This is a genomic window from Lentilactobacillus buchneri, from assembly GCF_018314255.1.
GTDB classification, from domain to species: domain Bacteria; phylum Bacillota; class Bacilli; order Lactobacillales; family Lactobacillaceae; genus Lentilactobacillus; species Lentilactobacillus buchneri.
Genome location: NZ_CP073066.1, coordinates 2,379,723 through 2,402,675, shown reverse-complemented (window position 1 = coordinate 2,402,675; position 22,953 = coordinate 2,379,723). Strand labels below are relative to the sequence as shown.

Sequence of the window (22,953 nt, the reverse complement as noted above, 5' to 3'; positions counted from 1 at the left end):
TAAACTCCTTAAAGAAAGTGTAGATAACATGATTAAACTATATACAGACGCAGCCGTCAATCAGCATACCGGACACACCGCCATCGGCATTCTCATTGTCAACAATGGCAAACAAATTCAACTTAATCAAGTGATTACGCCAACGGACAATCATGATGCAGAGTTTAGCGCAGCAATTGCCGGATTCCAAAAATTGATCGACTTACAAATTAATCCCAGCGAACTGATTTTTTTCTATACTGACAGCAAAATCGTCATTGACAGTCTCAATAAACAATATGCCAAACATTTCGAAAAACATCTGGACAAACTACTGGGACTGCAAAATCAATTCGCAACGGTGGTCAACACCTGGATTCCAGACAAACAAAACATGGGCGCGCATACACTGGCACTTCAAGCACTGCATTCAATCTAGTCAATATACTGGCTGACCGGCTTTGTGTAATCCTGCCAATGATCGATTTCCCGTTCAAACACTGCCTGAGCAAGAAGATAGCCAATCATCGGTCCGGTAGTTAAACCTGAAGACCCCAGACCGCCACCAATCAAAAAGTTGGGCAATGTCGGGACTGCTCCAAAGAAAGGCGCAAAATCTTCCGTGTAGGCTCTGGTGCCGACCCGCATGTCACTTACTTGGGCGTCCGTTAGCGTGTTGATAAATACTTTGGCATTGTTGAGTAACTGTCGGCGAGCAGCTGGCTGAGGCGTTAAATCGAATCCCTCGTCATTCTCGTGAGTCGCACCAATCACCAATTTACCGCCATTGAACGGGATAACGTCACTACTGCCCTCTGGCATCATAACTGGCATATTTCGCCATTTATGGGGCATCTTGACAGTTAAATCGATTAATTGTCCTTTCTGCGGCCGGACCTTCACGTTCAACCCCAATGGCCGAAGCGACTCATGCATCCAAGCACCGGTGGCAATAATCACAATATCAAAATGTTTGGGCCCCGCTGTCGTGTTAATGGCGCCATTAGCCGTCAAGGAAACCCGTTCATTTTTGACATCCAGGTTATTGGCAGCCGCCCGTTCCAGCAGCTCGGAAACAAAGTGGCCGCCGTCAATCCGTGCGCCACCACTGACAAAAACACCTTCCGGAGCATCGGTGAGCAACGGCATCCGGCGTTTTACCTCTTTGGCGTCCAGCAATTCGACCCGGCCCATCGCAGTTGTATGCTGCTCTTTGATCTTGGCCTCCTGATAAAGCGCCAATAAGTCACCGTGGTTCTTGCGAGTCACGATCGTACCTGTCTGCTGATAGGCTTGGTTGCTCAACTGAGCGTCAGAAACGAGGGATGGGTATAATTCTGCACCACGTTTGGCCAAAGCGTACCAGCGCTTATTTCTGCGCTTTGAGAGCCATGGCGAGATGATGCCGGAGGCTGCCTTCGTGGCTTGCCCCGTGTCGTCGTCAAATAGTGTCACTTGAATATTGTCATTACCTTGTAGAAAGCTCAAATAAAATGCGGCTGTTGCACCAATAATTCCGCCGCCAATTATCGCGACTTGTTTAACCATTTACCCACTTCTTTTCACCAAGTTGTTCTTATTTTAGCATATATTCCGGCTTATTTGCTCTTAATTTGGTCTAATTTACGTAAATCTCGAACTTTCTTTCCCCAGAACTGAAAATAGTCCGTCCTTATTGATCCGTTGTAGAGCTTTCGTCGTTTGGTTGCTTTTTCCCCATAATACTTTTCAAAGTCAAGGTCCGAGGTTAAAAAGTATTTTGACCAACTCGTGAGCGGATTGAAGACTTTCCCCATTTGTTTGTATAACTCATGGGCATGTTCTTCGTCACTCATTCGTTGTCCATAGGGTGGATTGCCGACAATCACGCCGTTGACCTTATCAGTTTTGAAATCGGCAACTGCCAATTGTTTAAACTGAATATCAGCCAGCAGGCCGGCCTCTTCGGCATTTCGTTTGGAAATTTCGATCATATTGCCGTCAATATCGCTGGCAGAAATATCAAGTTCAATGTCATAGTCAGCCTTCGAATCTGCCTCATCGCGAACTTTTTGGGCCATATCATGATCAATCCAAGGCCACTGCTCACAGATGAAGTCACGATTAAAGCCTGGAGCAATGTTGCGGCCGATCATGGCTGCCTCGATTGGAATCGTTCCCGAACCACAAAACGGATCTAGAAATGGCATGTCGGGATACCAGCTGGTTAACATCACCAGGGCGGCAGCCATGTTTTCCTTAAGGGGAGCAGACCCTTTTTCGATTCGATAGCCACGTTTGAAGAGGCTTGAACCGGTGGTGTCCATGGTCAGCATCACATGATCCTTATTAATTGCCACTTCCAGTGGAAATTCGGCACCGGTTTCTGGTAACCGGGTGTGGCGATGATAGGCAGTGCTCAATTCATTGACAATCGCTTTTTTGACAATTGCTTGAGAATCAGGAACGCTGTGCAATTTTGAGTTTCGCGAACGGCCCTCAACTGGAAAGGCGGCATCCATTGGCAACAACTTGTCCCAGGCAATTGCAGTCGTTTGTTCAAACAATTCATCAAACGTTTGGGCGTCAAATTCATCAACAACAATTTTGATCCGATCTGCCGTTCTCAACCACAGATTGGTTTTAATAATATCTTCTTCATTACCGGTGAATCGGACCCGACCATTTTCGACCTGGACGTCATATCCCAAGTCACGCATTTCTTTGCCAACTAAGGCTTCGATACCGGCGGCACAAGTAGCCATTAAATTAAATTTCATTTTATCTATCTCCTGCATTTTCTGGGTAACAAAAAAGTGGGAGCAAGCTCCCACTCAACCTGTTTGGTGTAAATCCCTATAAGCCATGTTTTGTGCTTATTATATCCCAGGACGACATAACAAGTAGTAATCATCTATCTGAGAAATATCGAAATACTTCTCCCCCACACTTGGTTCATTTACCGTGTGTGAAGCTCCCCTACCAAAAGTTTGGGTTTCCCGCTCGAGGGGTTTACCGCGTTCCATCAGTACCGTTTCCAATACTGTTCGTCACTGTGGCACCTTAGGGAATTAAAGCATAGCAAGCCTTAGCTTTAATATCCGCCGTAACTCACAAAGAGTCCCCCGGCTTATTTTTTCACCGAGCACGAACACTACGGGCATCGCAGCCCGTGCGAGAATGGACTTTCCTCAGCCGTAATGATACGACCGCAATTACTCAGGATTTACACCATATTAGTTATATGCAAGCTTTAAAGCCTGTGTGAATCATTGGTATTATTATCAAGTTGTGATCCGAATACTCGTCTTTCAAGGTTGGAAAGGCGCTTTAAAATGTCCATATTAGTCGCACTTGACATTGGCTGACTCGGAACACTTCTGGTTGGAGCAGTGCCACCAGCTGATGGCATTGGCTGCGAACCGGATACCGCAATCTGCTTATTCAATTCATCGACTTGAACTTTTAATCGCTCATTCTCATCACTGAGGGACTGGAGTTCTTTGTTGAAAGTTTCATAATCCTTGATGATGTCGTCTAAAAAGCCGTCAACATCATTGGGATCATAGCCACGCATCTTTTGCTTGAATTCCTTTTGAAGAATATCCTTCGGAGTATAATTAATGTTTTCCATGTATGGGTTACACCTCACTATTTGCAACAAACCAACTAAAATAATATCATAAATTAGTCATCTTGAACACTATTATTCAAGTTTTCCTGATATTCATCCGCAGCACTCTGTAAATCGTCGAAAGTAATTAGCTTATACGGATATGGATGGTTGTCAGCAAATCTTTTTATTTGATCATAATCGTATTGCGATTTCCCTGGATTATCTAAATCATATATCAATAATGCCTGATCGGTATGACTCAGCATGAATTCTTGGTAATTTCTTAACTGTTGGGGCGACTGATACGGCTTTTGAGAAACTGACGCCGAAAAATCGACCCGTGCCTTTAGCGTCTGCAGCTTGGTTTGATTGTTTTCGTTCCAATTACTGCCGAAGTCAGCGAACGGCAGCATCATTGACGTCTGAAATTCGTCTGGATAGGTCTTTTTCAAATTCAGGGCCATTTCCAACGACCACTGCTCAATTCCCAACTGTCCGCCGGAAATTAACCAATCCATGCCGTCAACAATTGCCTGATCAATTTCATTTTTTAAGACCAAATCAATGACTTTTCGTTTTGGATCGTCATCTTTAAAAATTCCTAATTCATAGCTTCGATAGCCGGTTACCCACAAGCGGCTCATGATATCACCCTAACGATTAAATATTTTAAATGAAGACTCTACTTGGTATAATAACATTATTGTGGTTATTATTAAGTTAAATGAAGTACAATATAACTATTCACAAAAAGGAAGCTAACGTTCAATGACTATCAGATACCCGAATGGAAACCAGTTTCATGAGCAGCCGACTTCTTCCGGTACCCACAATGATTCGATTAACTTCTCAAATCGAGGAATGACCTTGGAGGACGAAATCAACAAGAGCAATCAGTATTATCTTCGTGCAGGAATTGCAGTTATTCATAAGAAGCCGACTCCAATTCAGATCGTTTCTGTTGACTATCCCAAGAGAAGTGCCGCCAGAATTAAGGAAGCTTATTTTCGTCGTGCTTCCACTACAGATTATAATGGCGTATATCGCGGAAAATACATTGACTTTGATGCAAAAGAGACCAAGAATAAACAGTCTTTCCCACTCAAAAATTTTCATGAACATCAAGTTGAACATATGCGACAATGCTTACAACAGCAAGGAATCTGCTTTGCGATTATCAAATTCATTTCGGATCAGGCCGTGTTTGTTTTGAAAGCCACCGACCTGATTACCTATTGGGACGCCCAAAAAAGTGGCGGTCGCAAATCCATTCCCAGAAAAGTCATTGAAAAGGAAGGCTTTTTGATTCAATACAGAATTAACCCATTACTACCCTATCTTCGCGCGGTTGATTCTTTCATCGAATAAGTTACGAAGGAGAAGGCTATGTCACAGAACAATCCGAAAAACTCACGCGCTGAAGTTCGGCGCGGACGACAGTTTAGCAATACCCATAAAAAAGGCCCCTTTCGGCGAATCTTCAAATGGGCTTTAATCCTGGTTGGTGTCCTATTTCTGTTTGGCGCCGGCCTATTCACGTACTACGCTTCCAGTGCACCACGAATCACCCGGTCTGCGCTGACCAGTGATAACTCCACTAAATTCTATGATGCCAACGGCACAGTAATTTCACGTCTGGGAAGCCAGAATCGGGACTACGTCAAATCTAAAAACATTCCAAGAACCCTCAAACGGGCCGTCGTTTCCATTGAAGATCGGCGTTTCTATAAACACCATGGCGTTGACCCCATCCGAATCGCCGGAGCAGCCATCTCGAATTTGACCGGATCTTCTTTAGGTCTTCAGGGTGGAAGTACCCTCACTCAGCAGTTAGTCAAACTGTCGGTCTTTTCAACGGCTGCCAGTGATCGAACCTTTAAGCGAAAGGCTCAGGAAGCTTGGCTGGCAATCAAAGTTGAAAATCATTACAGTAAGAGTCAAATTTTGGAATTTTACATCAACAAGGTCTATATGGGCAACGGCGTCTATGGCATGCAGACGGCGGCAGAATATTATTACGATAAGACGCTTAATCACTTAACGTTACCTGAGTTCGCTTTATTGGCAGGTATGCCACAGTCACCTACGCTCTACAACCCTTATAAGTATCCTCAGTATGCGACTAAACGGCGAAATGAAGTCCTTGATGCGATGGTCAAAACCAAAGACATTACTGAATCGCAAGCCCAAGCTGCCAAAAATACCAGTGTCAAAGCCCATCTTTCAGCGACCCACGCGAAGGCGCGAACCTCTGAAAAGACTTCTAAATACATTGATTCTTATTTAAAGCAGACCATCGAAGAACTCGAGGACAAAGGCTACAAACCAAATAGCGGCCTAAAAGTTTACACCAATTTGGACATGAGTGCGCAAAAGAAACTTTATCAGGTAAGTAATAACGATCCGACCATTGCCTACCCCAACAACCGTTTCCAAGTCGGCGCAACCATTGTCGATGTCAATAATGGTAAAGTCGTTGCCATGCAGGGCGGCCGCAAAACCAAAGTGGCGTTCGGTTTGAACAGGGCTGTCCAAACCGGCAGGTCTTCTGGATCAACAGCTAAACCAATTATGGATTACGGTCCAGCCATTCAATATCTTAAATACCCGACCTACCAGCCGGTCAAAGATACGCCGTACGTTTATCCTGGAACCGACAAATCGGTCTATGACTTTGATAACAAATACCAAGGCACGATCACGATGCGAAAAGCACTGGTTGAGTCGCGAAATATCCCGGCAATTCGAACACTTGAAAATGTTGGGGTTCCTAAAGCAACCGGCTTTTTGAAAAACCTGGGGATGTCGTTTAGCAAACCACTCGAGATTCAAAATGGGATTGGGCTCTACATTTCCTCTGAACAGCTGGCCGCATCTTACGCAGCCTTCGCGAATGGCGGAACCTATTACAAACCGTACTTAATCAACAAGATTGTTCAAGTTAACGGTGTGACCCACAAGTATCACCAGCAAGGCAAACGCGCCATGTCGCCGGCGACCGCATTTATGATCACTAATATGCTCAAGGGCGTGATGACAGATTCTGCAGGTTCCGGGACTGCAGCCAAGGTGGCTGGTCTTTATGAAGCCGGTAAAACTGGTACGACACAGTATCCCGACGATTATTTGAACAAAGTGCCGGCGATGTCGACGATGGATTCCTGGTTCTCCGGTTATACCAAGAACTATTCATTAGCCATCTGGACTGGATACGACCATCAATTCAAAGCAAATTCCTATGTCACCTCGGCACAAACATCGATCGCCCAGGAAATCTATAAAAACGTGATGGGCTATATTTCTGAAGATAAACCCAACACCGATTGGGCCCAGCCAAGTGACGTTGTCGCAACCAACCGTGGCGGGACCACTGAGTATTATGTTGCCGGTTATCCTGGGACAGTCACCGATAATAGTTCAAATCAAACGACCAGTGGCTACACAACTGAAGGTGGTTCAAGTTCCAGCTCGGCAGTTGTCACGCAACCACGGGAAAATGAGAGTTCCAGCAGTACAGAAAGTTCCAACGAGTCATCCGCATCAACGCCATCTGAGCAAAAACCGAGTGGCGATGGTGGTAACGATGATTCAAACAGTAGTGCCGCATCATCGAGTTCCACTGACAATGGCGGTACGACGCCAGACAATGGTGGCGGCAATACCAATAACAATGACAATAACGGTGGTACTGACGAAACCCAATAAAATCAGCACAGTCCATCAGAGACTTTCGACAAACACATCATTTGTCGAGGGTCTCTTTTCGTTTACCAATATTTCCTGTGGACTTCCTTATCACGGGTTTCTGAATGCCACATTGAAGAACCGATTGTCCCTTTGACTATGTACGAAAAAATCGGCTAAAAGTTTAGCCGATTTCCTAATTGTTTATTTATCTGAATTACCTGACAAGTTGATAAACGGAATTTCCGGACCGTCGTAACCGGTTGAAATATCATCCGAATGTGGACTATTCCGGTTCTTTTTGGCGGCTTCAACTTGTTGTGGGGTCTTTAAATTTTTCTTGTACCAAGTACTAATGATTCGGTCCATATAATTTAAATTATAAACCTGACTTAAAACGGCTTCCTTCAACGCCAGCTGAATTAATTCCGGTGAATAATGATCAATATCCAACCACTGACTGATAGACTCCATCTCAATCGGCGACAAAGTTCGACCAAATTCTTGTTCAATACTTTGAAAGACTGCTTGGCGGTCGGTGCTGCTGACAGTCTTGGGCTTTTCGTTTGCCGACGCCTCAGGAGAGGTTCCCGTGGGCTTGACCAATGCCAATTTTTCATACATCGGCGTGAAATCGTAGGCATCGACCTGCTGACCTTCAATCACTACTTGCGTAATTTTGGTCAGCTTCTTTTCAATCATTTGATGAAATAAATTGAACAGCTGCTGTTCAGAATAATTCGTCTGGGCTTGCAGATCTGCCATTTCCGGCATTGGAACTACCAGGTCATGATTTCCCTTAATCAGCAGGTAAATGAAAAGCTCCTGATTGGTAATTCCAATCTGATGATAATGTTTTAACAGGTAGTTGCTGACAGTAGTTTGCCCCTCATTTAGTAGATTGCGTGCATAATCTTCCATCCAATTCACCTCGAATCCACCAAACCAGTGTTTAATTTCAATTTATGGGTAAATTCGGTTAAGCAGTCTTGGGAATGGAATTGCCTCACGAACGTGGTCTTCACCTGTTAACCAGGTCAAAGCCCGTTCAAGTCCCAAGCCAAAGCCGGAATGCGGCACACTGCCGTATTTACGCAAATCCAAGTACCATGAGTATTCTTTAGGATCCAAACCAGCCTTGACAATTTGATCATAGAGATAGTCGTAATCTGTTGCTCTTTCTGAACCACCGATAATTTCTCCATATCCTTCGGGTGCCAAGAGATCAGCACAAATCACCACGTCATCACGAGTTGGATGTGGCTTCATATAAAACGGTTTAATTGCTTTAGGGTAGTTGATCACAAAGACCGGTTGGTTAAATTGATCAGCAAGGTAGGTTTCTTCAGGAGAACCAAAGTCGACTCCCCACTCCAAATCAAAGCCACCCTTTTTGAGCATCGTAATGGCTTCATCATAACTGATTCGTGGATAAGGTAAAACAGTGTACTTCTTGAGAACTTCTGGGTCGCGTCCCAGTGTCTTCAGTTCCATTTGGCAATTTTCAAGCACTCGAGTCACCAAGTAAGCAATATAACGCTCTTGGATTTCAAGACTCTCTTCTTGATGCATGAATGCCATTTCCGGTTCAATCATCCAAAACTCGATCAAATGACGACGGGTTTTTGATTTTTCAGCTCTAAAGGTAGGGCCAAATGAGAACACTTTGCCAAACGCTTCGGCACCGGCTTCTTCATACAACTGACCACTTTGAGACAAATAAGCGTCGCGATCGAAGTATTCCGTATGGAAAAGCGTCGTTGTCCCTTCAGGCGCACTTCCAGTCAGGATGGGCGCATCGATTTTGATGAAACCTTCATCGTTAAAGAAATCATAAGTCGCCTTAATGACCTCATTACGAATCCGCATAACAGCGTGGGGCCGGCTGGATCTCAGCCAAAGATGACGATGATCCATTAAGAAGTCAACACCATGTTCCTTGGGCGTAATTGGATAGTCATGGGTTTCAGAAAGGACCTCGATGGTTTCAATTTCGATCTCGTAGCCAAATTTGGAACGAGCATCTTCATGAATGATCCCGGTTACCCACATGCTGGTTTCCTGCTTGACTTCCTTCGCCAACTCGAAAACTTCCGGGGTAACATTACTCTTCACGACGACGCCTTGGAAAAATGCCGTTCCGTCACGTAATTGCAGAAAGGCGATCTTACCACTTGAACGTTTGTTGGTTAACCAAACACCAATTTTAACTTTTTCGTTAACGTACTTAGGTGCGTCAACCATGTTAATTTGTTTCAATTCCGATTCCTCCAGATACTTGTTTTTCTAAAAACTGATTCATAAATTCAGTGATCCGCTCAACGGCGGTTACCAGGTCTTCCAAACTAGTGGCATAACTCAACCTGAGGTAGCCGGGCATGCCAAAAGCAGCTCCGTCAACCACCGCAACGTGGGCTTTGGCCAGCAGCTGATCGACCAATTCCCCTGAGTCATTAAGACCTGCCAGGTCAACAGCCGCTTCAACATTTGGGAATAAATAAAACGCCCCTTGCGGTTTAGCTGCCAACTTAAACCCCGGAATTTGTTGCACCAGCGGATAAATTTGATTTAACCGTTGTTCAAAGGCCTCTCGCATTGTCTCAACGGCTGATTGGTCCGACTGAAAGGCAGCAATCGCGGCATATTGACTTACCGTAGCTGGATTACCGGTTGAATGAGATAGAATCGAATTTACCTTGCCGATTAATTCCGGCGCCCCGGCTAAATAGCCAATTCGCCACCCCGTCATGGAATAGGCTTTGGAAACGCCGTTGACCAAAACAGTTGAAGCAGCAACCTCATCGCTGATTTGAACCAATGAAACGAACTGGTTTTGATTATAGACCAATTTGCCATAAATATCGTCAGCGATTAAGGTCACATTATGCAAGACCGCCCATTGACCAATTGCCGCCAGTTCATCCCTGGAATACACGGTTCCAGTGGGGTTTTGCGGTGAATTGATCACCAATACCTTAGCATTTTTAGTTACAGCTGCATCCAAGCTTTGAGTGGTAATCTTGAAGTCCGTCCCCGTCTCAACAATCACCGGCTTGCCACCTGCAAGATTGACCTGCTGGCGGTAACTGACCCAGCTTGGCCGTGGCAGCAAGACTTCCGTGCCGTCATCGACCAATACCTGCATTAACACGTACAGTGCCATCTTGGCACCGTTGGTCACACTAATTTGATCAGCTGGGTAGACAACGCCGTAGTCCTCCTTAATGCGTTCGGCGATGGCTTCTTTTAAATGAGGTAAACCACTGGCCGGGGTGTAAAAACTGGTTTTGCCCGATCGAATAGCGTCAATTGCTGCATCGGCAATGATTTTTGGGGTTGGAAAATCGGGCTCACCGATGCCCAAATTAATGACATCGATGCCCTTTCTGATCATCGCCTTGGCAGTATTGGAAACTTTGACGGTTGCTGAAGGCGTGACCTGCATCGCCCGTTTTGAAAATTTCATTGAAGTGTCCTTTCATTTCTAGATGTTTTCAATCGATTTGTAAATGGTGCCGTTTTTGAAGCTGATTGTCGTAAAGCACAAATGATTCTTGGCGTTCATATAGCTGACCACCCAGTATGGCTGGTTCTTAATCATCGTCAGGCCAATCCCGTTTAATTTTGATGGGTGTTTTTGCCGTTGAATCACATTTTTGGCCTGCTGCTCGCTAATACCGCTGCTGCTATTGATAACGTTGACCGTGCCGCCTTTTTTAGCGACGATGACGTAAACATTTTTGTTCTTGTTATCAACACCGGAAACGGAATAATAAGTCTTCCCCAAATTAGAGGTGTAAAACGAGTCGACTTTCGTTAACCCGGCGTACTTTTTAGCAATCGTTTCGGTCTGGCCGCGGGCAATTGTCATCGGCCGCTCCGCCGTGTGCAGGATAATGAAGAACGAAAAGCAGAGAATCAAAATGATCGAGATAACGATCCAGGAAATTTTAACGTATGATTGTTTTTTAACTCTTCGATGCCGTTGCATGGTAACTTCCTCTCAAATTTCGTTATTTCTAATTATAGCAAATATCGGACTGCTCAACCGCAGATTAATTTCTGCTTTCAAAAAACTTAACCATGTCTAATACACATTCATCAATTGAACCCTTCACAACAGGAATATCGTTGCGTAAATTGGCTAGAATGGTGCTGCCATACCGCTTGGATAATAACCTGGGATCCAAAATAAAAATGGTTCCGAAGTCATCTTTGGTTCTCAACAGGCGTCCCATGCCCTGACGCAGCCTGAGAGTCGCTTTGGGGAGCGTAATACTATAAAATGGGTTCTTACCCTTACTGCGCTCAATCGAGTACAGGGCGTGATTATAAGGGTCTGATGGCGTATCAAATGGCAGCTGGGCAACAATCAGGTTTTCCAGTAGATTTCTTGGGAAATCGACTCCCTGCCAGAAAGTATTGGCCCCTAACAGAATAGCGGGTTCATGATGGATGAACTGCTTGCTGATTTTGGCAGCTGTTCCATGAACGCCTTGGGCCAAAACAAAATGGGTCGCTGTGAAGCCACTTTCCTGAAGCAGCCGATACGTCCGTTCAATCGCATTGAGTGAGTTAAACAGTACCAAGGTCTGCCGCGGTTCATTCTTATAAATAACTTCGATATTGTCGGCAACCTTTTGAAGATAATTATCGGAATTGGTTGCGAATTGCCGGTCGTCTTGATCGGTAACCAAATAGAGTCGGGCTTGATCTTTTGGATTGAAGTCACTTTTGAGTCGTTTAATCGAAGAATCATCGCGACTAATCCCCAATAAGTTGTAAATGAACTGTGAACGTCGTGAAGAGAAAATTGTCGCCCCGGTAAAAGTTGCCGGTTCAAAGGCAGAATAGACATGGTCGCGGAGATAATCTTCTGTTTTCAAAATCCCCCGGTTAAGTGTCAGGCTATTGACGTCTTTGACATTATTGACGGTGACCCACGTCACATGCTGCTCAATTGACTGGTCGTCAACATCAACGATTGCTAAGAGCAAGCGTAGTTGATGATTGAACTCATTGTAGTTTTCAAAAAAAGAATAAATGCTTAAGAAATCGTGGTTGGTATATGCGCCGGCATTATGGTCAATTTGGGCATTTAAAGTGGCCAGCAGTCCGTCCAAGCTTTCGTGGAGCGCGCGGAGACGGTTGATCGGCTCTTGATTGGCAGCGGTGGCTGCCTTCATCTCATTAATTGGAATTAAGCGCTCGAAGAACTCGGCGTTGCGGTGGAGTCGTTTGCCCTTGACGACCATTTCAAAGAGGGTCGTCGTAACGGTCGAGACCAAGGCCTTAGCTTGTCGGAGTTTGCCGTCAAGGGCTTCGATCGCGTGGTCCAAGATGGCGTCGTCTTCCACAATTTCTTTGATATTATCTCCGTGAGTTCCATTAATATCTGCCAAGATTTTGTTAATTGCGGTTGTCAGTGATAACGGATTAATCCGCTCCTGATTGTTACGAATGGCGGTTTCGGCAAACTGTTGGGTTTCATCAATCAGTAAGTAGGGTTTGGTCGGCAGATCCTTGAAATACTGCCAATTTTTAATTAAATAGCTATGATTGACAATCAAGAAGTCAGCATTTTGTGCTTTTTTCAAGTTGTAACGCAAAAAGTCGTCGTCATAAAACGGTTCGTTTGGATCCAGCCATTTCACGCCGGTATGCTGAATTTTCCAGACAAATGGTGTTTGGTCGACGTTTAAGTGGAGTTCGTCCAAATCACCCGTAGTGGTAACCGTCAGCCAGACCAAGATCTGCGCTTTAATAAACGCGGTTTGGGTCGAGTTATCAGGAACGTTTAATAAATTGCGGAACTTGTAGAGGTCAATGTAGTGACTGGCCCCCTTCAAAATGACACTATTGACTTTGAAAGGCAGCCCCTCGTTGAGCATTGGCAACGTCTGATTTTGCAGCTGAAACTGCAGATAAGTTGTCGAAGTACTGATGACTGCCGGTTTGTGGGCGGACACCAAATAACTCAATGGCAGACAATACCCCAAACTCTTGCCAATCCCGGTTGGGGCCTCAATTAAGAGGGTCTTGGCTGCGTGATGCTGTTGATCGGCATAATTGTTATAGATCAAGTTCATCATTTTATTCTGCTCAAGTCGCGACTCCAAGTTGTCTGGAAGCAGTTTTTGCTTGGCCTTTTTTGTTTTTGGATAGTGAAGACGCTGTTTATCAGACTCATCAGTCACGACGATTGGGTCCTGTTTTCGTAAAACCAGTCCTGATGAGATTCTCAGGTGATCAGGCAATTTGGCAGCGTGCACCTGCCTTTTGTTGGTTTCATCGGCATCCAAAAAAACCTGCATCGTGTCTTGAGGCAGAGACGGATTAACACTGATGATCTGTTCCAAGGTCATTTTCGGCAGCATCTTAATTTGTCGTAGTAAAATAAGCAGGAGCTTGGCGGTTGCCAAAGCATCACTATCGGCTGTATGGGGATGGTCATGTTCGATATTGAAATAACTGCTGAGATCCTGCAGCCGATAACTGGATAACGTTGGCAGCAGGATTTGACTTAAAGTGACTGTGTCAATTGCTTCAATTTGTAATTCGGGGTAGCCGACGCGTTGAAATTCCGAGTTCAGAAACGGAAAATCAAAATTCACATTGTGGGCCACAAAAACCGTATTATTGAGTAAGGAATACAGCTGAGCGGCAACCTGGTCAAAAGTTTTGGCCTTTTGCAGCCGTTCGTTGGTGATTCCGGTTAACTGCACAATTCGGTTAGGGACTTCTCGTTGTGGATTGATATCGGTCACGAAGGTTTTTATAATTTTATTGTTGGAAACCAAGCAGCAGCTGAACTGAATTGTCCGATTATCGGCAGAAATGTCTGTTCCGGTCGTTTCAATATCAACCACGGCAAAGGTGGTTTTTGAATTCATTGTCATTCACCAATCTGTTTATGAGCTGACTTTTCTTAAATATTCACTAACTTTAATCATACTACAAGCAAGATGTGATAATCTACCATGGAAAGAAGTAGAATTATTTATGAATCTCTAAAAATATCGTTAAAACGTTCTCGAATCAGCGAACTATGATAAAATTGGAATGTTTGAAAGTGAGCGGATAAAGTTGAAAGATAAAGCAACTGGAAAAAGTTACGCAAAAATTATTTGGTTTGGTGAGCATAGTGTCGTTTACGAAAAGCCCGCCATCGCCATCCCAATCTACTCCGTTGATGTGGTTGCGACCATTCAAAGAATTCCAGCCGGCCAACAAATTCACTGTCGTTACTTTGACGGCCCAATTAGTGAAATGGCGGAGAATCTGCGGGGTGTTAAAACATTAATCACTCATCTCGTTAGTTTATTTGGCGCTCAAAGGCTTGCTTTTGATCTCGACATCCAAAGCAAACTGCCTGCCGAACGCGGAATGGGATCCTCAGCGGCAACGGCAATCGCAATTGTGCGGGCTTTTTTTGATTTTTTTGAGGTCAATTTGACCAGAAGCCAATTGCTGAAGTTAGCGGGTATTGAAGAAAAGATTACCCACGGCAATCCCAGCGGCCTGGACTCTGCGACCGCCAGCTCCAACATGCCGATTTGGTTTATCCGAAACGAAATCAACGAGCAGATTGACTTTAATTTGCCAACCTCATCATTGGTCATTGCCGATAGTGGGATTAAAGGAAAAACCAGTGAGGCCGTTTCGTTGGTTCATGATAACCTGGTCGACGAACCGGAAAGTTCTCAACCATTAATTGACGAGCTTGGCAAGATTGCCGAAACGGCTCGCAATGCTTTGGCAACCACCGACGATGTGCTACTGGGCAAACTAATGACACAATCCCAACGTGACCTGGCCCAACTCGGCGTCAGCAACCACACTCTGGACACATTCTGTCAAGTTGCTTGTGACAATCACGCTTTAGGTGCCAAACTAACCGGCAGTGGTTTGGGCGGCTGTGTCATCGCTCTAGCCAAGAACCAACGTGATGCTCAACAGATTTCGACTGCCCTTCGAAAAGCCGGTGCCACTCAGACTTGGATTCAATCATTTAAGAATTATCAATTTTCAACAGGAGAAGCTCATGACAACCTCGTCAGATAAGACCGTTACAGCAGTTGCTCACACGAATATTGCCTTAATTAAATATTGGGGCAAACAAAATCCTGAACTCATCATCCCCTACACTGGCAGTCTCTCTTTGACGCTGGATCAATTTTATACTCAAACCAGCGTGACATTTAACGCCAACCTGGATAAAGACCAGATTACAATTGATGGCCAGCCGGTAACCGGAAAAAGCGGTCAACGGGTTCACAACTTCTTAAGCATTGTCCGCCGAGAATCGGGAATTGATTTAAACGCCCAAGTCAAATCGACTAATCATGTGCCAACGGCAGCTGGCTTGGCATCCTCTGCCTCGGCGTTTGCTGCATTGGCCGCCGCTGCCAGCAAAGCCGCCGGCATGAATCTGAGTTTAACGGACTTGTCCCGATTGGCCCGCCGGGGATCCGGTTCAGCCTGCCGGTCAATCTTTGGCGGCTTTGTGGAATGGCAAAAAGGGTCAGACGATACCAATTCGTACGCCATTCCAGTTGAGACGACTCATTTGAACGACATCTGCATCGTTGCATTAACCATTGAAAAGCATCAAAAACCCATTTCCAGTCGGGAAGGCATGGCCCTTTCAGTCACCACCTCCCCTTACTATCCAACGTGGGTTAAGGTCGTCGAAGCCGATCTGGAGAATATCAAAGCCGCCATCCAAGATGATGACTTCACGCGTTTTGGCACAATTAGTGAGTTAAATGCCATGCGGATGCACGCCCTAACACTGAGTGCCGATCCGGATTTTCTCTACTTCAACGGCGACACCTTGACCGCCATGAACGAAGTTAAACGGCTCAGGCATTCCGGGATTGAATGTTACTATACAATCGATGCCGGCCCCAATATTAAAGTCATTTGTCAACAAGCCAATGTTCAAACCATCACCGATACCTTCTCAAACCTGTTTGGCCCAACCAAAGTGACCGTTGCCAAGCCTGGCCCGGGTGTCAAATATTTATAAACTAGAAAGGAAATGATCCGTTGATTAAGGTTAAAGCTCCGGGAAAATTATATATCGCCGGTGAATACGCGGTAGTCGAAACTGGCTACCCTTCTATTATTGTGGCTTTGGACCAATTCGTAACTGTCGAAATTTCTCGAAGCAAGTCCTATGGCAGTATCGTTTCAAAACAATACCGAGAAGATTCGGTCTATTGGCGTCGTCGCGGTGATCAAATGATTCTGGATAACCGTGACAATACTTTTAACTACATAATTTCAGCCATTCAGCTCACCGAGGAATATGCCCAGTCCCTCGGCCGGCAGATGGAGCTCTATGATCTGCGGATCAATAGTGATTTGGATAGCCCCAACGGAAAAAAGTATGGATTGGGTTCTTCAGCTGCCGTGACGGTGGCGACCGTCAAAGCTCTCTGTCAGTTCTATAACTTACCGCTGACTAAGAGTAAACTCTTCAAACTATCGGCAATTGCCCATTTGGACGTCCAAGGAAACGGTTCTTTGGGAGATATCGCTGCCAGTGTATACGGCGGCTGGATCGCTTACCGTTCATTTGACCGCAGCTGGCTCATGGCTGCTCGAATGCAGGAAGACCTGATTTCCTTAGTCAACAAGCCTTGGCCGCATTTAAAAATTACGCAATTAACGCCACCTGACGGGTTGAAGCTGATTATCGGCTGGACCGGTTCTCCGGCCTCAACTTCGCATTTGGTTGACAAGGTTGCAGTTCAAAAGAGCAATCAACATGAGACTTACATCCATTTTCTGGCCGAAAGCAAAGCCTGCCTGGACGAATTGATTGACGGTTTCAAAAATGGCAGCCTGTCGGTCATCAAAGAGGGCATCGCCCGTAACCGGGAAATCCTTCAACATTTGGCCGCTTTTACCAAAGTGCCGATTGAAACCCCAATTCTCAAGAAGATGTGCGACATTGCCGTCGACCATGCTGCAGCTGCCAAATCTTCCGGAGCTGGTGGCGGTGACTGCGGGATCGTGGTTGCCGACAAAGATACCGATGTTGATTCAATGATCGCCCATTGGCAGGAAAATGGCATCCAGCAGCTGGCCCTTAAAGTCCATCCCGTCATCGATCTTGACAAGGAGTAGCTTATGACTTCACAACATTCCCATCGTAAAGATGAACATGTGTCCCTGGCTGAAAAGTTCTACCAACCTGTCGACAACTCGTTTGCCGGCGTTCGCTTTGTGAATGCCAGTCTGCCCAAATATCGATTAGATGATATTGATTTAACCACTCAGCTTGGCTCCCTGTCGCTGACGACCCCTTTTTATATTGAAGCGATGTCTGGTGGCAGCCCCCGCACCAAAGAGATCAACCGGCGACTTGCTGTGGTGGCAAAAGCCTGTGGATTGGCGATGGCGGTCGGCTCTCAAAGCGTTGGGTTAAGTGATCCTGAGGTGCGCGATTCCTTCAGTATTGTCCGTCAAACCAATCCAAACGGAATTGTCTTGGCAAATATCGGTGCCAACCACAGCGTTGAAGATGCCCAAAAAGCCGTCGAGATGATCGCCGCCGATGCTTTGGAGTTGCACATCAACGTCGCCCAAGAGCTCGTCATGCCTGAAGGAGATCGGGGATTTCACTTTATTGACAATATTCAAGCAATTATTGCCAACGTCGGTGTCCCGGTCATTGTGAAAGAAGTTGGCTTTGGCATGAGCCAAGCAACTATTTCACAACTGGTTGACCTGGGAGTGAAGTATGTCAACGTCGGCGGGCATGGCGGGACCAATTTCGCTGCCATCGAGAACTTCCGCCGTTCCTCAAAAGACATGGCTTATTTGACGGATTGGGGACTGAGCACCGTTGAGTCTCTATTCGAAGCCCGCGCCTTTTCTGATCGGTTGGGCATTATTGCTGCCGGCGGTGTGAAATCACCGCTGGACGTGGCTAAATGCCTCACACTGGGTGCCTCAGCAGTTGGCGTTGCGGGTTACTGGCTTCATGAGATCATCCATAAAAGTGACAATGAAATTATTGACGATGTCAGAGAATGGCAGTACGGACTAAAAACAATCATGTTAATGCTGAACTGCCGAACCGTTGCTGACTTACAACGGCAAAGGTTGATCCTTGATCCACAATTATTGAGCTATTTAAAGCAAAGAAAATTAGCCTATTAAAAAAGAGTTAAATCAAAAATCAGAAGCCACAATCTTCTGATGGTGATTTAACTCTTTTTTACATCGCAAATCTCAGCCCCTTGGGGAAGAAATTCTTGGCCGTACCATTCACAACTTTGGCAAAGCCGACTGGCTGTTGCTGGCAAACCAGGAGGTACCACCCCTTTTTCAGATCTGGTGAGACTTGGAATGTATCGCCATGCACGTACTTTTGCCAATCCGCTAAGTCTATAGTGATTTTTTGACTGACTTGATTGGGATGCAGTGCCAAGGCTAAGCCATAACTAGGTTCAAAGCGGTTCTTTTTGAAAGTGCCAATTTCCAACCCAAGTCGGACAATTTTAATGCCAGACAAGTTCGGCGTATTTTCCGGTACTGAGTAAAGATGATCTTTGAAAACCACCAATTTGTCAAAGTGAACGTTCTTTAAGGTTGCTTTGGCAAACTGGTTGAACAATTGATTCTGATCTTTGGAGGGCATTTCAATATTTCGACTGATGCCGCGGAAGCGACGCGGTCCTTTTGCGTTTTCTGCGTTGGCAGGCTTTTTCAATTTGGCAATAAAATGGCCTTCTCCGTTAAAATGATGTGGAAAGATACGCACACAGTTGGTTAAATCCTGATTGCCATCAGCCCAATCTGGTTGACCGTCATCCATTCCGGCAAATTTTTTAATCGGTTGAATTTCAAATCCGTAAGTGTCAACCAGCCAGGCAATGATCTGCTCATCCTCTTCAGGGGCAAAGGTACAGGTGGAGTAAATCAATTCTCCGCCAGGTTTTAGATTCTTAACCGCCTGGGTCAAAATTGTCCGCTGACGGGCCGCACATTCAATTGGGTAATCGACAGACCAGTATTGGACGGCGTCCGGGTCTTTTCGAAACATCCCTTCTCCCGAACACGGAGCATCCACCAAAATCCGATCGAAGAATTCCGGTAATTGGGCTGCTAAATGGTCCGGATCCGTGTTGGTGACAATCGTATTGGTCATGCCAAATCGCTCAACGTTTTCAACCAACGCTTTGGCACGCTTGCTGTCAATCTCGTTAGCGATTAGCAGGCCGGTATTTTGCAGATAGCTGCCAAGATGGGTCGTTTTACCACCAGGCGCCGCACACAAATCCAATACCCTTTCTCCCAGGTTGGGGTGGGCAACTTCACCCACATACATCGCACTGGGTTCCTGACTGTAAACCGCCCCACTTTGATGATCGACGGTTTTGCCGCTGACCTGACCATGATAGCCAAATTGGCAGTGTTCCGTGGGCTCACTCAGGTCCAAATCAATTGGTTGACTGGCTTTCAATGGATTAAGCCGAAAACCCGGGGTTGTCGGTTCGTCAAAGCTGGCAATGAACTGGGCGGCTTCTGATTTGCCCATTAATTGCTGATACTTATTCACAAAATCAGTTGGTAAGTTCATTCTAATCTCCCTTTTTGGTACTAATAATTGACGTGGTAGGTGTTTTTGGATATTATAAGTGGATATGTTAGTAAGGAGTGATCACAATTACAAAGAAATTAATCGCCCTCGACTTGGACGGCACAACCTTAAATAACGATAGTCTAATCAGCGCCAAAACTGCCGAAACAATTCGGGCAGCTGCTGAGCAAGGATACATAGTCAGTATCGTAACCGGCCGTCCCAATAGACTCTCTGAAAATTTTTATGACGATTTAAAGCTAACGACGCCAATGATTAATTTCAATGGCAACCTTGGCATTTTACCACATCAACAGTGGAATCGTGAATACCAGTACACAATTGATAAAGAAATTGTGACTGAATTACTCGCAAAAAGCAAACCGCTCGGCCTGTCGTTGATTGCCGTTGAAGGCCGGAATATGTTTCTGGCCAACCAGGGATTAAGCAGTGGTTTCGGCTTCTTCCCCAGCACCTTGGCCACCAATCAGGTACTGAGTCGCAAAAGCCTAAAAGAAAACCCTATTAGTATCACAGTTCAAGTGGAACCCGAACTCAAGCAGGGGTTGATTGACTTCGTTGAACATCAATTTGGCGACGAGGTTGAAGTCTCCCCTTGGGGCGGCCCCAATCCAATTGTGGAAATCGCCACGAAAGGTGTCCATAAATCCACCGGCCTTAAATTTTTGGCCGATTACTATGGCATCCTGCAAAAAGACATTATTGCCTTTGGTGATGAAGGCAACGATTTGACCATGATGCAATACGCAGGCACCGGTGTCGCGATGAAAAACGCCATTGATAAAATCAAGGGCCAGGCCGATGAGGTCACGAAATTCACCAATGACGAAGATGGTGTTGCCCATTATCTCCAAGATCGACTGGACATTGCGGTTGGTGCTTAACTGAGAACTAAAAACCAACCATCGAGACGAACAGCGATTTAATCCCATAATTTAATGCAGAAACGCAGTCATTCCAAATGTTGGAGTGACTGCGTTTCTTTGTTAATGGTCAATTGTCGTAAGTTTGAGCAATCAAAAGTGGTCAGTGAACTCACAACGAAAAAATGATAAATGATTAGTCTTCGTCGGGATGATACTGAATCGTTGCCTGGACGGCCTTCTGCCAACCGGTATACAGTTTTGTGCGTGTCTGCTCGTCCATTTGCGGTTCAAAAGCATCGCGTGATTTAACGGTCAGGCGAATTTCTTCGATAGAATCCCAAAAGCCGACTGCCAAGCCTGCTAGGTAGGCTGCACCCAGCGCGGTGGTTTCTGAAATTGAGGCCCGCTGAATTGGCGTTCCCAAAATATCAGCTTGGAATTGCATGAGATAATTGTTATTAGCTGCCCCACCGTCAACTGCCAGCGACTTCAAATCGATTCCGGTTTCAGCTGCCATGGTGTCAACAACATCCCTGGTTTGATAAGCTAATGACTCAAGCGTAGCTCGAACAAACTGATTTTTGGTCGTGCCACGAGTCAGGCCAAAGACCGCCCCTCTGGCATCCTGATCCCAGTAGGGCGCACCCAACCCGGTAAAGGCTGGGACGACGTAGACGCCATCGGTACTTTTAGCATCAATCGCCATTTGTTCCGAGTCAGGGGATGACTTAACCATTTCCATTCCGTCTCGAAGCCATTGAATGGCAGAACCGGCGACGAAAATACTTCCTTCCAAGGCATAATTGACTTTGCCGTTGATTCCATATGCAATGGTCGTCAACAGTCCCCGCTTGGAAAGTGTCGGCTCCTCACCGGTATTCATGACGATAAAGGCACCGGTTCCATAAGTGTTTTTGATCATCCCGCGCTGCAGCGCCATTTGGCCAAACAAAGCTGCTTGTTGGTCACCGGCAATTCCAGCAATCGGAACCTGAACACCCGAGAAGGAATAACCAGCTGTATAACCATAAATTTCTGACGATGAGCGGACTTCCGGCAGCATGCTTTCAGGAATGTGCAGCAGGTCCAAAATATCTTTGTCCCAAGTCAACGTGTGAATGTTAAACAGCATCGTCCGACTGGCATTGGTATAATCAGTCGCATGAACCTTGCCGCCGGTCAACTTCCAAAGGACCCAGGTATCAATGGTTCCAAACAATAAATCGCCATTTTCGGCCTTTTGGCGAGCGCCGTCTACATGATCCAAAATCCATTGAATCTTAGTTGCGGAAAAGTAGGAATCAATGATCAAGCCGGTTTTTTCATGGATCATATCATCATAACCATCGTGCTTGAGCTGATCGGCTAACGCAGCGGTTTGTTTGGACTGCCAAACAATGGCATGATAAATCGGCTCGCCGGTATTTTTATCCCAAATGACCGTGGTTTCCCGCTGGTTGGTCACACCAATTCCCCGAACCTTGTATGGTTGGACATCCGCATTAATCAAGGCTTCTGAGATCACTGATTGAACGGCATTCCAAATCTCATTGGCATCGTGTTCAACCCAACCAGATTTTGGAAAATACTGGTGGAACTCCCGTTGTGCTTTACCAACGATATCACCATCATTATTAAACAATATTGCCCGGGTACTTGTTGTCCCCTCATCAATGGACATTATGTATTGCTGATCATTCATGTAAAGGTCTCCATTCCTATTATTCGTGCGTTTAAACGCTTTTTCTTTGTTAAGTATACAATAATATCGACTGGCAAACCAACCTTGAGATAAACTTTATCAAAGTAAAAGAATTTGATGATTGATCCCCGAATTAAACGCAAACAAAAAGCCCGCAACAGTTGCCTGGCGGACTTCCAAATTATTTGCGACTATTTTTCGTCACTCTTGAGCACACCGCCAACGCTATAACGGTTCTTTTCCATTTCACTTAAAATTACGTGAACATGTTCTGCAGGGGCACCGGTATTTTTAACAACGGCTGCGGTAACGTCTTCCACCAAGCCCTTCAATTGATCTTGAGAACGGCCGGCAATTAAATGAATATCTACAATTGGCATATTTTGATTCCTCCATTTGTTTCGAATGGCAAAAGTATACCTTAAATTATTTTTGCCTGCAATATCTTGATGGCACTTTGGACGTGTCAGGACCGTTTATGGATCAAAGATGATACAATAATTGGAGT

20 protein-coding genes and 1 other RNA gene are annotated in these 22,953 nt (G+C 45.4%); 8 read left to right on the top strand and 13 right to left on the bottom strand.

Annotated features, from left to right (window positions below):
- The first annotated feature begins 28 nt into the window (after positions 1-28).
- Positions 29-418 (top strand): ribonuclease HI family protein, encoded by a 390-nt coding sequence (locus tag KE627_RS11500; protein ID WP_013727891.1) that lies wholly within the window; start codon positions 29-31, stop codon positions 416-418.
- Here the strand turns inward: KE627_RS11500 and KE627_RS11495 are convergent.
- From KE627_RS11495 to KE627_RS11475, 5 genes are all read right to left on the bottom strand, one after another.
- Entirely contained in the window at positions 415-1,527 is a 1,113-nt protein-coding gene (locus KE627_RS11495) for an NAD(P)/FAD-dependent oxidoreductase (protein WP_056938608.1), read from the bottom strand. The two genes, KE627_RS11500 and KE627_RS11495, sit on opposite strands and share 4 nt — an antisense overlap.
- Before the next feature lie 50 nt (positions 1,528-1,577).
- Positions 1,578-2,738 (bottom strand): THUMP domain-containing class I SAM-dependent RNA methyltransferase, encoded by a 1,161-nt coding sequence (locus KE627_RS11490; protein WP_013727890.1) that lies wholly within the window; start codon positions 2,736-2,738, stop codon positions 1,578-1,580.
- 74 nt (positions 2,739-2,812) lie between these two features.
- Positions 2,813-3,185: RNase P RNA component class B (gene rnpB, locus KE627_RS11485), an RNA gene on the bottom strand.
- 26 nt (positions 3,186-3,211) lie between these two features.
- Complete coding sequence (gene gpsB, locus KE627_RS11480) at positions 3,212-3,592, bottom strand: cell division regulator GpsB (protein ID WP_014939966.1); 381 nt, start codon at positions 3,590-3,592, stop codon at positions 3,212-3,214.
- Between the two features lie 53 nt (positions 3,593-3,645).
- Positions 3,646-4,218: an SLOG family protein gene (locus KE627_RS11475; protein ID WP_013727888.1), complete on the bottom strand. Its 573-nt coding sequence runs from the start codon at positions 4,216-4,218 to the stop codon at positions 3,646-3,648.
- A 124-nt stretch (positions 4,219-4,342) separates the two neighbouring features.
- Here KE627_RS11475 and recU point away from each other — a divergent pair, with 124 nt between their 5' ends.
- Complete coding sequence (gene recU / locus KE627_RS11470; RefSeq protein WP_013727887.1) at positions 4,343-4,942, top strand: Holliday junction resolvase RecU; 600 nt, start codon at positions 4,343-4,345, stop codon at positions 4,940-4,942.
- A gap of 18 nt (positions 4,943-4,960) precedes the next feature.
- The gene (locus KE627_RS11465; RefSeq protein ID WP_013727886.1) at positions 4,961-7,279 is read left to right on the top strand and encodes a PBP1A family penicillin-binding protein; all 2,319 of its coding nucleotides are present in this window, start codon (positions 4,961-4,963) and stop codon (positions 7,277-7,279) included.
- Between the two features lie 183 nt (positions 7,280-7,462).
- On the opposite strand, the gene KE627_RS11460 is transcribed toward KE627_RS11465, so the two are convergent.
- The 5 genes from KE627_RS11460 to KE627_RS11440 form a co-directional block, all read right to left on the bottom strand.
- Entirely contained in the window at positions 7,463-8,179 is a 717-nt protein-coding gene (locus tag KE627_RS11460) for a DnaD domain-containing protein (protein WP_013727885.1), read from the bottom strand.
- A 42-nt stretch (positions 8,180-8,221) separates the two neighbouring features.
- The gene (gene asnS, locus KE627_RS11455; protein WP_371862026.1) at positions 8,222-9,502 is read right to left on the bottom strand and encodes an asparagine--tRNA ligase; all 1,281 of its coding nucleotides are present in this window, start codon (positions 9,500-9,502) and stop codon (positions 8,222-8,224) included.
- Between the two features lies 1 nt (position 9,503).
- On the bottom strand, positions 9,504-10,724 hold the full coding sequence (locus tag KE627_RS11450; protein ID WP_056938607.1) for a pyridoxal phosphate-dependent aminotransferase: 1,221 nt from the start codon (positions 10,722-10,724) through the stop codon (positions 9,504-9,506).
- Positions 10,725-10,742: 18 nt separating this feature from the next.
- Positions 10,743-11,249, bottom strand: a complete 507-nt coding sequence (locus tag KE627_RS11445) for a cell wall elongation regulator TseB-like domain-containing protein (protein WP_013727882.1) — start codon at positions 11,247-11,249, stop codon at positions 10,743-10,745.
- 64 nt (positions 11,250-11,313) lie between these two features.
- A complete protein-coding gene (locus tag KE627_RS11440) occupies positions 11,314-14,151 on the bottom strand; it encodes a helicase C-terminal domain-containing protein (RefSeq protein ID WP_056938606.1) in 2,838 nt (945 codons plus the stop codon).
- A gap of 193 nt (positions 14,152-14,344) precedes the next feature.
- On the opposite strand from KE627_RS11440, the gene mvk reads away from it, so the two are divergent.
- Genes mvk through fni form a run of 4 tightly spaced genes read left to right on the top strand, consistent with a single transcriptional unit; the run spans position 14,345 to position 18,433 of the window.
- On the top strand, positions 14,345-15,322 hold the full coding sequence (gene mvk, locus KE627_RS11435) for a mevalonate kinase (protein WP_056938626.1): 978 nt from the start codon (positions 14,345-14,347) through the stop codon (positions 15,320-15,322).
- Complete coding sequence (gene mvaD / locus KE627_RS11430; protein WP_013727879.1) at positions 15,303-16,289, top strand: diphosphomevalonate decarboxylase; 987 nt, start codon at positions 15,303-15,305, stop codon at positions 16,287-16,289. Before mvk ends, mvaD begins: the two co-directional genes overlap by 20 nt.
- A 20-nt stretch (positions 16,290-16,309) precedes the next feature.
- Entirely contained in the window at positions 16,310-17,395 is a 1,086-nt protein-coding gene (locus KE627_RS11425; protein ID WP_013727878.1) for a phosphomevalonate kinase, read from the top strand.
- A gap of 3 nt (positions 17,396-17,398) precedes the next feature.
- Entirely contained in the window at positions 17,399-18,433 is a 1,035-nt protein-coding gene (gene fni, locus KE627_RS11420) for a type 2 isopentenyl-diphosphate Delta-isomerase (protein WP_013727877.1), read from the top strand.
- A gap of 58 nt (positions 18,434-18,491) precedes the next feature.
- Here fni and KE627_RS11415 read toward each other — a convergent pair whose 3' ends face one another.
- Complete coding sequence (locus KE627_RS11415) at positions 18,492-19,856, bottom strand: RsmB/NOP family class I SAM-dependent RNA methyltransferase (RefSeq protein ID WP_056938605.1); 1,365 nt, start codon at positions 19,854-19,856, stop codon at positions 18,492-18,494.
- Between the two features lie 77 nt (positions 19,857-19,933).
- Here KE627_RS11415 and KE627_RS11410 point away from each other — a divergent pair, with 77 nt between their 5' ends.
- On the top strand, positions 19,934-20,761 hold the full coding sequence (locus tag KE627_RS11410) for a Cof-type HAD-IIB family hydrolase (RefSeq protein WP_056938604.1): 828 nt from the start codon (positions 19,934-19,936) through the stop codon (positions 20,759-20,761).
- Between the two features lie 175 nt (positions 20,762-20,936).
- Here KE627_RS11410 and glpK read toward each other — a convergent pair whose 3' ends face one another.
- Positions 20,937-22,445 carry a glycerol kinase GlpK gene (gene glpK, locus KE627_RS11405; RefSeq protein WP_056938603.1) on the bottom strand — a complete coding sequence of 503 codons (1,509 nt, stop codon included), beginning with the start codon at positions 22,443-22,445 and terminating at the stop codon, positions 20,937-20,939.
- A gap of 191 nt (positions 22,446-22,636) precedes the next feature.
- Complete coding sequence (gene thmT, locus KE627_RS11400) at positions 22,637-22,852, bottom strand: 2-hydroxymuconate tautomerase (protein ID WP_225424027.1); 216 nt, start codon at positions 22,850-22,852, stop codon at positions 22,637-22,639.
- Between the last annotated feature and the right edge of the window lie 101 nt (positions 22,853-22,953).

Coding starts and splice junctions, on each gene's coding strand:
- KE627_RS11500 (WP_013727891.1), top strand. CDS start 29: ATGATTAAACTATATACAGACGCAGCCGTCAATCAGCATACCGGACAC.
- KE627_RS11450 (WP_056938607.1), bottom strand. CDS start 10,724: ATGAAATTTTCAAAACGGGCGATGCAGGTCACGCCTTCAGCAACCGTC.
- gpsB (WP_014939966.1), bottom strand. CDS start 3,592: ATGGAAAACATTAATTATACTCCGAAGGATATTCTTCAAAAGGAATTC.
- asnS (WP_371862026.1), bottom strand. CDS start 9,502: ATGGTTGACGCACCTAAGTACGTTAACGAAAAAGTTAAAATTGGTGTT.
- KE627_RS11460 (WP_013727885.1), bottom strand. CDS start 8,179: ATGGAAGATTATGCACGCAATCTACTAAATGAGGGGCAAACTACTGTC.
- KE627_RS11465 (WP_013727886.1), top strand. CDS start 4,961: ATGTCACAGAACAATCCGAAAAACTCACGCGCTGAAGTTCGGCGCGGA.
- KE627_RS11490 (WP_013727890.1), bottom strand. CDS start 2,738: ATGAAATTTAATTTAATGGCTACTTGTGCCGCCGGTATCGAAGCCTTA.
- mvaD (WP_013727879.1), top strand. CDS start 15,303: ATGACAACCTCGTCAGATAAGACCGTTACAGCAGTTGCTCACACGAAT.
- KE627_RS11415 (WP_056938605.1), bottom strand. CDS start 19,856: ATGAACTTACCAACTGATTTTGTGAATAAGTATCAGCAATTAATGGGC.
- KE627_RS11475 (WP_013727888.1), bottom strand. CDS start 4,218: ATGAGCCGCTTGTGGGTAACCGGCTATCGAAGCTATGAATTAGGAATT.
- glpK (WP_056938603.1), bottom strand. CDS start 22,445: ATGAATGATCAGCAATACATAATGTCCATTGATGAGGGGACAACAAGT.
- KE627_RS11495 (WP_056938608.1), bottom strand. CDS start 1,527: ATGGTTAAACAAGTCGCGATAATTGGCGGCGGAATTATTGGTGCAACA.
- KE627_RS11445 (WP_013727882.1), bottom strand. CDS start 11,249: ATGCAACGGCATCGAAGAGTTAAAAAACAATCATACGTTAAAATTTCC.
- recU (WP_013727887.1), top strand. CDS start 4,343: ATGACTATCAGATACCCGAATGGAAACCAGTTTCATGAGCAGCCGACT.
- KE627_RS11440 (WP_056938606.1), bottom strand. CDS start 14,151: ATGAATTCAAAAACCACCTTTGCCGTGGTTGATATTGAAACGACCGGA.
- fni (WP_013727877.1), top strand. CDS start 17,399: ATGACTTCACAACATTCCCATCGTAAAGATGAACATGTGTCCCTGGCT.